This window comes from Methanoregula sp. (assembly GCF_049510175.1).
Classification (GTDB): Archaea; Halobacteriota; Methanomicrobia; order Methanomicrobiales; family Methanospirillaceae; genus Methanoregula.
Genome location: NZ_JBEKZF010000002.1, coordinates 499,003 through 511,243 on the forward strand (window position 1 = coordinate 499,003; position 12,241 = coordinate 511,243).

The 12,241-nt window shown below is 50.4% G+C and carries 14 protein-coding genes; 7 read left to right on the forward strand and 7 right to left on the reverse strand.

The genetic code is table 11. From position 1 onward, the window contains the following. Nucleotides 1-7: 7 nt before the first annotated feature. From ABSG49_RS05615 to ABSG49_RS05625, 3 genes are all read left to right on the forward strand, one after another. Nucleotides 8-1,618: a restriction endonuclease gene (locus ABSG49_RS05615; RefSeq protein ID WP_424025126.1), complete on the forward strand. Its 1,611-nt coding sequence runs from the start codon at nucleotides 8-10 to the stop codon at nucleotides 1,616-1,618. 30 nt (nucleotides 1,619-1,648) lie between these two features. Continuing rightward, nucleotides 1,649-2,662, forward strand: a complete 1,014-nt coding sequence (locus tag ABSG49_RS05620; RefSeq protein ID WP_424025127.1) for a nuclease-related domain-containing protein — start codon at nucleotides 1,649-1,651, stop codon at nucleotides 2,660-2,662. Nucleotides 2,663-2,919: 257 nt separating this feature from the next. Further along, nucleotides 2,920-3,987 carry a transglutaminase-like domain-containing protein gene (locus ABSG49_RS05625; protein WP_424025128.1) on the forward strand — a complete coding sequence of 356 codons (1,068 nt, stop codon included), beginning with the start codon at nucleotides 2,920-2,922 and terminating at the stop codon, nucleotides 3,985-3,987. Nucleotides 3,988-4,389: 402 nt separating this feature from the next. Here ABSG49_RS05625 and ABSG49_RS05630 read toward each other — a convergent pair whose 3' ends face one another. From ABSG49_RS05630 to ABSG49_RS05640, 3 genes are read right to left on the reverse strand one after another with little or no spacing between them, the layout of a single operon-like run. Beyond that, nucleotides 4,390-4,662, reverse strand: coding sequence for a type II toxin-antitoxin system HicB family antitoxin (locus tag ABSG49_RS05630; protein ID WP_424025129.1), 273 nt, complete (start codon nucleotides 4,660-4,662; stop codon nucleotides 4,390-4,392). A 10-nt stretch (nucleotides 4,663-4,672) separates the two neighbouring features. After that, nucleotides 4,673-4,903: a type II toxin-antitoxin system HicA family toxin gene (locus ABSG49_RS05635; protein WP_424025130.1), complete on the reverse strand. Its 231-nt coding sequence runs from the start codon at nucleotides 4,901-4,903 to the stop codon at nucleotides 4,673-4,675. Continuing rightward, entirely contained in the window at nucleotides 4,890-5,102 is a 213-nt protein-coding gene (locus ABSG49_RS05640; protein ID WP_424025131.1) for a type II toxin-antitoxin system HicB family antitoxin, read from the reverse strand. Before ABSG49_RS05640 ends, ABSG49_RS05635 begins: the two co-directional genes overlap by 14 nt. Before the next feature lie 530 nt (nucleotides 5,103-5,632). On the opposite strand from ABSG49_RS05640, the gene ABSG49_RS05645 reads away from it, so the two are divergent. Then, on the forward strand, nucleotides 5,633-7,891 hold the full coding sequence (locus tag ABSG49_RS05645; RefSeq protein WP_424025132.1) for a cation:dicarboxylate symporter family transporter: 2,259 nt from the start codon (nucleotides 5,633-5,635) through the stop codon (nucleotides 7,889-7,891). A 1,300-nt stretch (nucleotides 7,892-9,191) separates the two neighbouring features. Here ABSG49_RS05645 and ABSG49_RS05650 read toward each other — a convergent pair. Genes ABSG49_RS05650 through ABSG49_RS05660 form a run of 3 tightly spaced genes read right to left on the reverse strand, consistent with a single transcriptional unit; the run spans nucleotide 9,192 to nucleotide 10,138 of the window. After that, on the reverse strand, nucleotides 9,192-9,542 hold the full coding sequence (locus tag ABSG49_RS05650; protein WP_424025133.1) for a HepT-like ribonuclease domain-containing protein: 351 nt from the start codon (nucleotides 9,540-9,542) through the stop codon (nucleotides 9,192-9,194). Continuing rightward, nucleotides 9,535-9,819 carry a nucleotidyltransferase family protein gene (locus ABSG49_RS05655; RefSeq protein WP_424025134.1) on the reverse strand — a complete coding sequence of 95 codons (285 nt, stop codon included), beginning with the start codon at nucleotides 9,817-9,819 and terminating at the stop codon, nucleotides 9,535-9,537. The genes ABSG49_RS05650 and ABSG49_RS05655 overlap by 8 nt, the downstream gene beginning before the upstream one ends. A 37-nt stretch (nucleotides 9,820-9,856) precedes the next feature. After that, nucleotides 9,857-10,138, reverse strand: a complete 282-nt coding sequence (locus ABSG49_RS05660) for a hypothetical protein (protein WP_424025135.1) — start codon at nucleotides 10,136-10,138, stop codon at nucleotides 9,857-9,859. A gap of 57 nt (nucleotides 10,139-10,195) precedes the next feature. On the opposite strand from ABSG49_RS05660, the gene ABSG49_RS05665 reads away from it, so the two are divergent. The 3 genes from ABSG49_RS05665 (at nucleotide 10,196) to ABSG49_RS05675 (ending at nucleotide 11,614) form a co-directional block, all read left to right on the forward strand. Continuing rightward, the gene (locus ABSG49_RS05665; protein WP_424025136.1) at nucleotides 10,196-10,897 is read left to right on the forward strand and encodes a DUF1003 domain-containing protein; all 702 of its coding nucleotides are present in this window, start codon (nucleotides 10,196-10,198) and stop codon (nucleotides 10,895-10,897) included. Between the two features lie 120 nt (nucleotides 10,898-11,017). Further along, complete coding sequence (locus ABSG49_RS05670) at nucleotides 11,018-11,338, forward strand: RelB antitoxin-like protein (RefSeq protein WP_424025137.1); 321 nt, start codon at nucleotides 11,018-11,020, stop codon at nucleotides 11,336-11,338. 9 nt (nucleotides 11,339-11,347) lie between these two features. Next, nucleotides 11,348-11,614 (forward strand): type II toxin-antitoxin system RelE family toxin, encoded by a 267-nt coding sequence (locus ABSG49_RS05675; RefSeq protein WP_424025150.1) that lies wholly within the window; start codon nucleotides 11,348-11,350, stop codon nucleotides 11,612-11,614. Between the two features lie 76 nt (nucleotides 11,615-11,690). Here the strand turns inward: ABSG49_RS05675 and ABSG49_RS05680 are convergent. Then, nucleotides 11,691-12,241: 4Fe-4S dicluster domain-containing protein (locus ABSG49_RS05680; protein WP_424025138.1), on the reverse strand; the 551-nt coding region annotated here is incomplete at its 5' end.

The window sequence follows — 12,241 nt, forward strand, 5'->3', positions numbered from 1 at the left end:
CCTCACTATGAAATTTTGCCCTGAATGCGGAAGCAAACTTGAGGGCTCACCAAAGTTCTGTCCCGAATGCGGCACTAAATTTACACAAACCCCTGAAGAAAAGGGAGTACAGATATCTCCGGTGGAGTCTGCCCCATCAGTCCCCCGTACCACATCCCAACCAGCAATCAACCGGCATGAACTGGGGATCAAACTCGAAGAAGTTGTTGAATCAATCTACAAGGCGGACGGCTATGCTACCCAAAGACGTCAGCGTGTGCATGGCGTGGTTAAAGGGTACACCAACGAGATCGATATCATTGCGATCCGGGGGAATGAGAAGATCGCGATAGAATGCAAAAATTTCTCAAGCCCCGTCGGAATCTCCCAGGTCCGGGATTTTGCAGAGAAGATTCTCGATCTCGGCCCGGAATGGCGTGGCATTTTCGTAGGGTACAGCGATTTCAGTGAGGATGCGTCGCAGTTTGCCGAGTGCAGGAATATCGAGACTCTCGGACATGACGAAGTGATGGAAAAATGGTTTGCAGTATCAGTTGGAAGATCAGGGAAACAAGGAGAGAAAATTACAATTGAACAGGCTCTCCCGTTAAGTACTGATTTTCTCAAGGCAACTCATCTCGATCTCATAAATGCAGAAAAAGTAATTGTCTCTGATGTGAAACTGATATTTCATCCATATATTCGCTATAAATACCATTTCATGCGAATTTTCCGGGATCCGTTAAAAGAACAACATACATTTGATGACCGGGGAACCGTTGTTATCGACCTTCTGGATAATGAGATTGTTAACAGTCCGGTTGCAAAAAGTGCAGGAGGTCTTGCCCAGGCTCTTACTCAGACATTCACCTCAAAAGGAAAACAGGAGAATACTCGGAGGAAACTGATCCTTCATGAGGTTCTAGATTACACTCCGCTGAGTGAGATCACCGTGACAATTGGTCAGGACTATCGTGTTACTAAATTGGCGGTTGATTATTCGAAACGAGATGTAAACCGCACAGCATTAGAATACATTATCGATAAAAATTCCCAGCGGATCTCCTATTCTGTTGAATCAAGATCGGCGTTTCCCGAGATGAGGAGTATCGATTTTGTCCCGGACCGGAAAGATATCTCAATTGACACCGGAGAAGTTGTTTATATCCCGAAATGGTTGATCCACTTCAACGCATTCGGAACGATCTATTCCCGTGAGGTTCTGGCTTGTTCCGGTAAAAAACTGGAAGACACAATCGCCTACTGCCCCAACCATTTCAAGCTTGGTGTCCTTGAAGTCCATCAGAAAAATTCAGCAGTCTGTGAAAAATGCGGAGCAGCTTTTTGTAATGCTCACGGCAGAATATGTGAAGTCTGTAAACTCCATCTTTGCGAGAAACACGCGGTGATCTGCAGTTCATGCAAAAAGGCATTCTGCGAGGAACATATCTCCCGACAATGTGGGATCTGTGGCGGTAAAGTGTGTAATGACTGTATCCAGACCTGCAAGATCTGCGGAAAAGAGATTGGCAAGAATCATTTGGTGAAATGCGATGTTTGTGGATCGGTTGTCTGTTCTTCCTGTGTTACGGTTTCAGGCTTGTTAAAGAAGAAAACAACGTGTAAGAATTGTCAATGAAGTAAAATCGAGCATCATATCTGGAGAACCATGGCCCGCATTCACAGAATTTCCGGCAGCACCAAATACCTGCTGAACGGGATCAAACCCATCAACGGCAAAAAACCGGCAACCCTCGAGGAGTTGCATCACCTCCATTCTCATCACGAAGAGATCCTAGTCGAGACCAGGATTATTATTACCCGGCAACAGGATGAAAAAATTCTTGAGTTGAGTAATTCCGAATCGCAGCTTGAGCAGGAATTACAGATTGGAATAGTACAGCGCACCCAGGAAGTGGACCGGGGCATCAACGAACTGAATGATAAGGTCAATACCGCAGGCAATTTTGTTACCAAAACGGTATGCAGGATACATTGCTGGATTGCGGTTTCGTTCAGGAACCACAACATACACCATCCCTTTTCACGCAAGGTCAGGGTATTACACAATATCCAGTATAATAAGAGAAAGCAGATCGAAAACAAACCATCCGTTATAACACACGAATGTAATAACATCGTCCGGTCATATGAATTTTTGAAAAATAATGAATCCTTCCTGATTGGAGCTGACGGTGAAGAATATGTTATGAATATCCTCTCCCAGTTGCCCGATGAATACCACGTGATAAATGATGTGAATCTTTATTTCCAGAAGGCGATTCACTGGCGGGAGAGAAATGAATACATCAAGAATTGCCAGATCGACCATATTGTGGTAGGCCCGACCGGTATTATCCTTGTAGAAACCAAGAACTGGAAAGCTTCCGATATCGAATTGAAATCTGATAATCTGACACATCAGGTCCGGCGTGCGAGCCTGGCGCTATGGTATTATCTCAAGGATTATTATCAGAGGGGGAGCAGCCCCAAAATCCAGAACGTGATCGTCTCGATGAAAGGCTCTCCGACCGGAAGAAAACCGGATAAATTTGTCGACATCGTGGCGCCGCATCAGTTGTGCGCATATATCACGTCAAGAAGAGGGCAGTTGTCCGGGGATATGATAAACAGGTTAGTTGATTTATTGAACCGATCTCCCCGGCAATATCCAAGATTCTGAATCCATCGTTGATTTATCTGCTAGGCGATCGCCGGCCCGGCCCCCGCGTCGGCCAATGCATCTAAAGTGGATCAAATGAAGCCCACAGGATGAAGATTTGTGAGATAATTGCCCATCTGTGTATGAGTGGAGGGTAGGAACTCTTCGGGGATTCTCTTTGGATCATACCACTATGTGCAATTCCTTAATACATCTCTCTGAGAAATGATTTCTACAGCGCCTAAAAATGTTATTTGATTCAATAAAGAGATGAAAGTATGGTTAAAAAAACAACTAATCACTGGGTTATATCAATTCTATCAGCCATAATCGCCCTTATTGCAACCTTTTCGAGACCCGTTGAAATTGGTTCATCTTCTCCGTATTTAACAACATTTTTGATCTTTATTTTCTGGTATGCTATTTTTTGTGTCATTATATTTGTAACATATTGGGCCATAACAAGGGTATATCCAAAAAGTCAAAATTGGGGAATTATTTCATGGATTTTTGCATTAATCGGTACCTCCATAATTATAACCTTCGCGCTGGCTCTATTAGTGACATTAATACCCGGTGGAACGGGAAGCAGTTTAAACTCAAATCAGACGAATCAATCGTCACAAATCACCATTTTACAACCCGATCCAACGATTATTCCCACGAATGTTCAACCGGAAATATCAACTCAACCAAATCCCACGCCTATTTCAACGGTGCCCTCATTAAATCAAGTTCAATCAATTACTCCAATCCAAACAAATCAAGCAACGAGTACAAAAGCAGATCAAATTTCCCGAGCTATTGATTATTTGACCCCGACCGTGAAGAATTTCGCAAACCGGCAAATCCAGCAATCCAGTAGCGGCACATATAATACTGCGCAGATATGTGACGTCTGGCAGTCAATATACAACCAATGGACATATGTCAGCGATCCTCCCGATTTTAATTATTTTACATCTGCAAGTGACTCAATTAATAACGGCTTAAAAGGAAATTGCGTCGACTATGCAATCTTAAATGCGGCAGTAATAGAATCGATTGGCGGATCCTCCAGAGTCGTTACTGCATGTCCCCCAGATACGGGCCAGTGCCACGCCTATGCTGAAGTTTATCTGGACAGCTCACCAAGTGAACTCCAAAAGGCGGCTAATTACATTTGTTCACGGTATAACTGCAAGACAATAAATTATCATATGTATCTCGATCCGCAAGGTAATACCGAATATTGGTTAAACCTTGATTGGCAGGCAAATTACCCCGGTGGATCCTTTTTCCAAGATAATGGAACAATTCAAATTTATTATCCTAATGGATATCATTACACAAGTAAGACCACATGAAATTTTTTTAAAATTCTAAATAAAAAATTTCGTTCAAATCACGGTTGACTGTGTATTTCCGTTAAACATATCCGGTTAACCAAATTTTATTTACTATTCCTCACGCCCCGGCCCTCAGCAAAATCAAATCGATGCAACCGATCGCATTCAGAATTTTTCAACCGCGATCATGATCGCGATGACGAGCGTGAAAAATCTCCACGGGAAACAAAGGTCTGCCAGACGTGAGCATCCTCCGGATTTATGGAATGATCGCGATCAAATTTTTTTCATCGCGATCATTTTCGCGTTTGAAATTTTTCAAACGCGATCGTTTTCGCGATCGAAAATTTTCAATCGACCCGTGCTCAAAAATTTTTCAGCAGGGTCTGGTTGAGAAAAGTTAAACGGATCCTGTGAGATCTACTGCTCTTCTTTAAAATCCGTCAGAAGATCTTTTGCAGTTCCGCACTGGCATTTATTTTTTCGCGCATTTCCTTTCGCCACTTTAGCTCTGCGAACGATAGCCGAACGTTTGGCGTCAATAAGTCCACATTTATGCATCACTATCGCCTCATGCATCCGCTCTTCTGTTTCCTCGCGGGTCTTTCCGGTCGCGACACAACCAGGGAGATTCGGTGAATATGCCGAGTAGTTCTTTCCCGCTTTTTCGATGACGATAGGGAAATTGTGCATGATCACTCTCTCAAAGATTCCGGTAAAATTCATCGACATCGACTTTTGCCAGACGGAGCACGCCCCGGAGCGTTCCCGGCTTCAGCTCGTCATGAAGGGGAACGACAGTACCGATCTTCCCGGCAGGAGTGATCTTCGAGAGCCTTACGTGACTTCCCGTTCTTCCGGAAACAGAAAAACCGAATGCATTGCATAAAATTTTGATCGTGAGTTCGCCGGAGACAGGCTTATGATGAGGCAACCGATGACACCTCAAAGGTTGTGAGGATTGCCCGCTTCTTCTTGGTTAATGGAAACTCTTCCAGGTAAAGTTCAGTCGCTTCTTTCAGGTTATTGACCGCCTCTTCCACGGTAGATCCCTGGCTGACCGTACCTACCTCGGGGCATTCTGCCACATACATCTCATCTTCTTTGTGAAGTACGGCGGTAAATGTTGACATAATCTCACTCAAATCTCATTAGGTCCTCTTATCCTAAAATCTTTGTTGAAGCAGCTGGACGTATGGCGGAACCAAATGGCAGGCGATCGCCCGGTATCTGCTGCCTCTCATATATGCAAGCCCAAAGCCCGTCCGCCCCGGCACCGGTCCCCGGGCCTTGCACGCGATCGCCGGCCCGGCACCCCCACGGCCCCCCGCGTTCCGGATACCAGCCACCCTGTAAGAAAATTCCCAAAACCAGAACCACCGGACAAACACTCCCCTGCCCTTCCGGGCATTGATGGCCGTAAATGCCGGAGGAGAATAACCGGGCCCGGAAATTCCCCGGGCGGACCCCAGTCTCCCCCGGTACTGTTAAATAATGATGAAAGTAATATCCGGTTACCCGTAAACAACCCGGCCCCTGACCGGCGCCGGACCGGGTCACTGAGTGCACGGTAACGTACCCGTTCCTGCCGACATTTATTGTCGTTCCGGTACAGGAAGATCCAATCGATCGGGCACCTGTTACCAGGGAGAAAAAAACCACCATGAGACTGCTCCGACTGAACCTCACGAGCTGGATACTGGTGGGTTTCATCCTCGGGATCGTCACCGGGCTGTTCTTTGGCGATCTCTGCTCGGTCATGAAACCGTTCAGCGAGGCATTCATCAAGATCTGGCAGATCACGATCCTGCCTTCCGTCGCCCTCTCCCTTATTGTCGGCATCGGGAGCCTGAAGCGCAACACGGCAAAAGCAATCGCCCTCAAGGCGTTCCTGATCCTCCTGCTGCTCTGGGTGATCTGTGTAGTAGGATATTTCTCGTTCCAGCTGGCATTTCCCCCCCGGATGGAGGCCTCGTTCTTCAGTACCCAGGACCTGGCCGTGAAAGGCGATCTCAACCTCATCGACCAGTTCATTCCGTCCAATCCCTTCCTGTCCCTGTCGGACGGGATCATTCCCGCCACCGTACTCTTCTGCCTGTTCCTGGGCTTTGCCCTGATGCTGGATGACGGGAACGGGCCGATCCTGAACATTCTCCGGTCCCTGCTGCGGGCGCTCGACCGCATGACGCACATCATCTCCCGGACCTTTCCGGTCGGCATCTTCGTCATCACGGCCGTGACGGCCGGGACCCTGACCTTCGAGGGGTTCCTGGATCTCCAGGTATTCCTGATCACCCTCGCCGCTGCCGCCATCCTGCTCGGTCTCGTTGTCATGCCCCTGCTGGTCACCTGTTTCACCACGTTCCACTACCGGGACATCATTGCCGCATCCTCGAGAGCCATGCTCCTCGCATTCTCGACCGGCACGGAATTCATCACCCTGCCGCTGATCACAGACGGGGTGGAGAATCTTTTCTCCGGCCGGGTCCATACTCCTGATACCGGCAACGCGAGCGTTATGGACCCGGTTGGTGACCAGGAACAGGACCCGGGACGGGGCGATGTCCGGTCGTACAGCGAGATCCTGGTGCCTGTCGCCTATACCTTCCCGCTGCTGGGCGGCCTTGTCCCCTTTCTCTTTATCCTCTTCGTGGCCTGGCTGTACCAGAATCCGCTGAGCCTCGTGGAGCAGCTCAAGCTTGTCGTGGTGGGGATCCCCAGTTTCTTTGGCTCATCCAAGCTCTCGGTTATATCGCTCCTGGACCTGATGCACCTCCCTGCAGACGCGTACAACCTGTACATCAGCTCGGGGATCCTGCGCCAGGCCTTCGTGGCACCCTTAAGCGTCATATCGATCTTCTCGTTCTCCACCATCACCATCGCCCTCACCACGAACCGGGCCCGGTTCCGGTGGAAGCGGGCGATCATGTCAATCCTGGTCGTCCTCCTGCTGGCAGCCCTCCTGATTGCCGGGCTGCATGCGGGCTTCACGTACCTGCTGGCCGGTACCTATCATGGGAGCGACCGGATCACCGGGATGGAGCTGCCCCCTGATCCTGAGGGAAACAGGCTGGACCGTATCGTGAACACGACGGTCTACCTGCACCGGGAGGATGTCCCGGCCATCGTTCCCGCGGCCTCCGACAGAAAAGATGAGATCCGGCAGATCCGGGAGAGGGGAGTACTCCGTGTCGGGTACAACAGCAACAACGTCCCGTTCGTATTCTTCAACGACAAGGGCGAACTGGTGGGATATGACGTGGAGATGGCCTACGACCTGGCCCGGACCCTGAATGTCTCACGGATCGAGTTCGTTCCCATCACGGGGACCACCCTTGCCGAATCCCTCGACAGCGGCTACTGCGACATCATCATGTCTGCAGTCATGGTAAATGAGGAGCGGCTCGATCAGATGAAATTCACCGACCCGACCGTTACCGTCCACTTATCGTTCGTTGTACCGGACGGGAAGAAGGAGGAGTTCACGCAGCTGGATGCCGTGCAGAAGATGGACGGTCTGAGAGTTGCCGTCTACAACAACACGGCGCTTGTCAAGGTAGCCCACCAGCTGCTTCCCCGCGCCACCATCGTCCCGATCGACTCGAAGGAGGAATTCTTCGCGGGGGGCAAGGCGGATGCCCTCATGATTCCTGCCGAGGAAGGGTATACCCTGACCCTGCAGTACCCGTTCTTCGATGTGGCCATCATCGAGCCCTACGATTCCTACCTGATGATGTACGGGTACCCGGTAGCAAAGGACAGCAGCGAATCCTACCTCCTCGCGCTGAACTACTGGATCACGATGGAAAAGGACTACGGAATGCTTGAGAAAAAGTATGATTACTGGGTGCTCGGTAAAATCCCGGGATCGGTCGAACCCCGCTGGTCCGTGGTACGGAACGTGCTGCACTGGACGGCCTGATTTTTTTTAAAAATCCCCCGGGACATGACGGCCTCTCCCTCAACTATTGCTTTCAGGGGCACAATGATCCCCTTTGCTTGGTATCAATAGAATCCTGCCCGGAAATTTTCAAATCCGAGAGGTCATAATACCTGGTGGAGAAGGAGAAACCTTGAGGTTTCTTCGGACACGACCCTACTGATCGCGTTGAGAAATGTCTGAAACTGCCGAGCAGTTTCAGCAGCCGCTTGGGAGCGGCTTTTTCAAACGCAATCATGATTGCGATTGCGAGCGTGAAAAATATCCACGGGAAACAAAGGTCTGCCAGACGTGAGCACCCTCCGGATTTTCGGACTGATCGCGATTAAAATTTTCCAATCTGACTGGTCATCAGACCGGGAAGAGGAAGAGAACCATCAGGTTCTTCGATCAAACGCGATCGTTTTCGCGATCAAAAATTTTCAACCGGCTCTTGTGATTGCATCTGGAATTTTTCAAATCCGACAGGTCATCAGACTTGGAGGAGGAGAATGATGAGGGTCATATGACCTGAAGCAGGAGAATCGCGAAAGTCATCAGACTTGAGAGATGAGAAGAACGAAGTTCTTCGAAGACCCTAGGTCTTCGACCGAAACCTTCAGGTTTCTTCGGAGTCGACCCTTGCTTAAAAATTTTTGAGCAGGGGCTGGCTGTAAAAAGTTAAACGGATCTTGTCGGAGATGGTGAGTTAGGTCTTGCCCCCCCTCACCGGCGCAGGGGTGCCCCAAGACGCTCAATCCATACCGACGTAAGCCCGTCAGTCGAAGATACCCCCGGTATCTTCTCCAGTCAGGTATTCCCTGACGGTCATACCCTCCCCCCCAAAACAGGGGGTTCCTTCAGATCGCCAGCAGGAGCACGTCCAAAGGCGACTTTTGCGCCTGTAATTGATCTATTGCGGCCGATTTTTGGCACGCGGGGAGGGCCGATTGCCGACATTCGGAGCCCGTTTTGCGCTCCCCGAAAAACCAGGGATCGATATTTTGGCGAATCCGACCGAAAAATGGCACCGGGTAAGGCAATCGGAGGCGGAAATGGGCTGGAATGGGAGGCACTCCATAGAAGAGATGTTCTCCGAAGGAGGGAGGGGTGAACCTTCTCGATCGCCGGCGGGTTCCAGACGCTACTTGATCGTCAGGGGTTTGCTGCTCTTTGCAAGTACAAAGCTAAGGCCCGTCCGCCCGGCACCGGCTCCCGGGCCTGGCTCGCGATCACCGGCCTGGCACCCCAACGGAAACAGGTTGGAAAACCAAAAAGATGGTTTTCAAAAAAAAAGGATCTATCAGGTACGCTTCTTCTCGTTCCTGAGGATATGCCGGATCTCTTTTTTCAGGTCCGGCACTTTATTCGTAGCATTGTCCCAGAGAATTGTAGGTTTGATCCCGAAATAGACGTGAGTGAGGACATCGCGGAATCCCGCGATCTTCTTCCAGTCCGTTTCCGGGTATCCTTCCTTGAGATCGTCCGGGAGGCTCTTGATCGCGTCCCCGATCACCTGAAAGTTCCGGATAACCGCATCCCTGCGCCGGCGATCTGCAACAAATTCCTCGTATGAGATCCCCGCGGTGTCCTCTTCAATATTGCCGATCGCTTCAAGGATATCGTCGAGATACTGGAGGACGGTCCTACGCATACACGACCTCTCCGAGTATGTAGGGTTTCAGCCGTCTTTTTATCGCGCCGTTCATCACGAGATCGACCTTTCGCCCGAAGAGATCTTCCAGATAGAACTTGCAGTCCATGTAGTTGTCGAAGGTCTCCTCTCCCTTTCGGAATGTGACGAGAAGGTCCACGTCGCTGTCCAGCCGCTCCTCTCCGCGAATGAATGAGCCGAAGATACCGATCTTCGAGACGCCGAACCGTTTCTTCAGTTCCGGTTCGTGCTGCCTGAGAAGTACGAGTGCATCCATACAATCCTGTATGTGAGTGGTTGGTCTGTTCTTATTATTAATGCATTGACGGGGTAGAATTTTTATCGAATATTTTTTCTGGTTTCTCCAGTACCCGGTTCATCTGCTTCGCGATCACCGGCCCGGCAGGCACCCCCGCGGCCACCTCAGGTGGAATCGCCCGGCTGTGATGATTCCTCATGGTCTGCCCCCCGTGGCGATCACCGAGGATGAGCCCCGTCGGGGATTGTGCCGGCACCGCTCTGCTCCTCAATGAAATTGTGATATGCTGCCGGTCACGCACATACCGGGTCGAAAAGGTACTACCTTCGATCTTCATGAACGCTCCTTTCCCTATATATTATTGCAGATCCATAGTTTTGTGAGAGGAACGGGGATGGCTGATCAGGAAACATTTACCTGCCAGATATGCGGGGAACACAAAAAACGAAACGAAGTCGTACCTGCGGGATTAATTCCCGAGTCGATCGTGGTCGAAATACGGAAAGAATATCCCGGGTGGTCACGACAAGGTCACATCTGCAGCGTTGATCTGAACCGCTTCAGGATACAATATATCAGGGAGATTCTGGAAAACGAGAGAAATGAGCTCTCCTCGCTGGAAGAGAATATTACACGAAGTATGAAAGACCATGAACTTACGGCGAAAAATATCAATATCGAATTTGACCGGCAGCTGAGTTTTGGGGACCGGGTTTCCGATCGGCTCGCCGATTTTGCCGGAAGCTGGACATTCATCGCCTTATTTACCATCATCCTTTCCGTATGGATTACAATAAACGCAATCGTCCTCGTGTTCCGGCCGTTCGACCCGTACCCGTTCATCCTGCTCAACCTTGTCCTCTCTGCCCTTGCTGCAATTCAGGCTCCTGTCATCATCATGAGCCAGAACCGGCAGGAAGAAAAAGACCGTATGAATGCCGAACACGATTACCAGGTGAACCTCAACGCAGAAAGGGAAATCCATCAGCTGCACAGGAAAATTGATCATCTCCTCATTAACCAGGGAGAGAGACTTCTGGAGATCCAGAAGATTCAGGTAGAGCTGATGGAGGATCTGGCCAAAAAATCAGGGTGAGGCCGATAGTATCTTCGCAGGCTATCGTTCAGAATTATCTATCACATTCCTCCCGAACCCCTCCGGCAAACGATTACCTCTTCAAAAGGTGCTATCGGCGGTCATTTCGACGTTCAATTCATGGAGAATCCAGCCAGCCAGGGCACCCTCCCTCACACCGGCCAACGGCTTCACCGCCACGCGAGGACCGGCCACGATCCCTCCGGCTTTGCACACAAAAAGCGGTTATATCATGGTGTGAATATTACATTGGTACGAGGAAATCCCACGAGTGCGGTTGAGCAATACGTCATTGATGAAAACGGGAATAAGGTTGCCGTCATCCTCCCCCTCACAGAATACCAGCACCTCAAAGAAGATCTCCACGATCTGGCAATGGTCGCGGAACGGCGCGATGAAGGTACGCTGAGCCTTGCCGGGTTGAAGAAGCGTGTGATGTGAGCTGCTCTGATAGGCTCATATTCGCTTGTTCTTAAGAACAGCGTTGAGAAGGATCTCCGGAAGATCCCAAAAGAATTACTCCCCCATATTTTCTTACATCTTGAAAATCTTTCAGACAATCCTCTCCCGCACGATGTGCAGAAACTTGCCGGTGCGGAATCGCTGTACCGGGTCAGGGCCGTGGATGAGCGGATCGTTTACCAGGTACTGCATGAATCCCGCGAAGTGATCGTGTATTATATCCGACACCGGAGTGTCGCATACCGGGGATTGTAAATCTTCCAGGTCCCCTCCGGCCCAGTCGGGAGCACCGTACATTGTTCCGGGCAGACGGGCTTGTGATTCCCCGGGATTATTTCCCGAAATATTCCGCAACTTTTTTCAGCTGCGACTGGATCGGGAGGCTCTGGGGACATTTCTCCTCGCACTCCCCGCACTCCTCACAGACCGAGGCAAAGTGGGGCTGGTTATCGAAGAAACCTCCGCAGATCATCATATAATGCTGCCGGGCCTGCTCTTTGGCATCGTACATATTCCCCTTGTTGAACTCCTCGAAGCACTCCGGGATGTTCACGCCGTGCGGGCAGGGCATGCAGTACTTGCAGTTGGTGCAGGGTATCATAACCCGCTTTTCAAGTTCCTTTTTCACCTTCCCGTACAGGGCGAGTTCCGCCTTCGTGAGCGAACCCGCACGCCCGGTCTCCGCGAGGGCGACATTCTGCCTGACCTGGTCCATGGCAGACATTCCCGAGAGAACGACCGTCACTTCCGGGTGGTTCCAGACCCAGCGGAGCGCCCATCCGGCAGGACTTCGCCGGGTCTTGGCCCGCTGCCAGATCTCCCGCACTCCTGCGAGATCCCGCCCAAGCAGGCCGCCCCGGATCGGTTCCATGACAACGACCC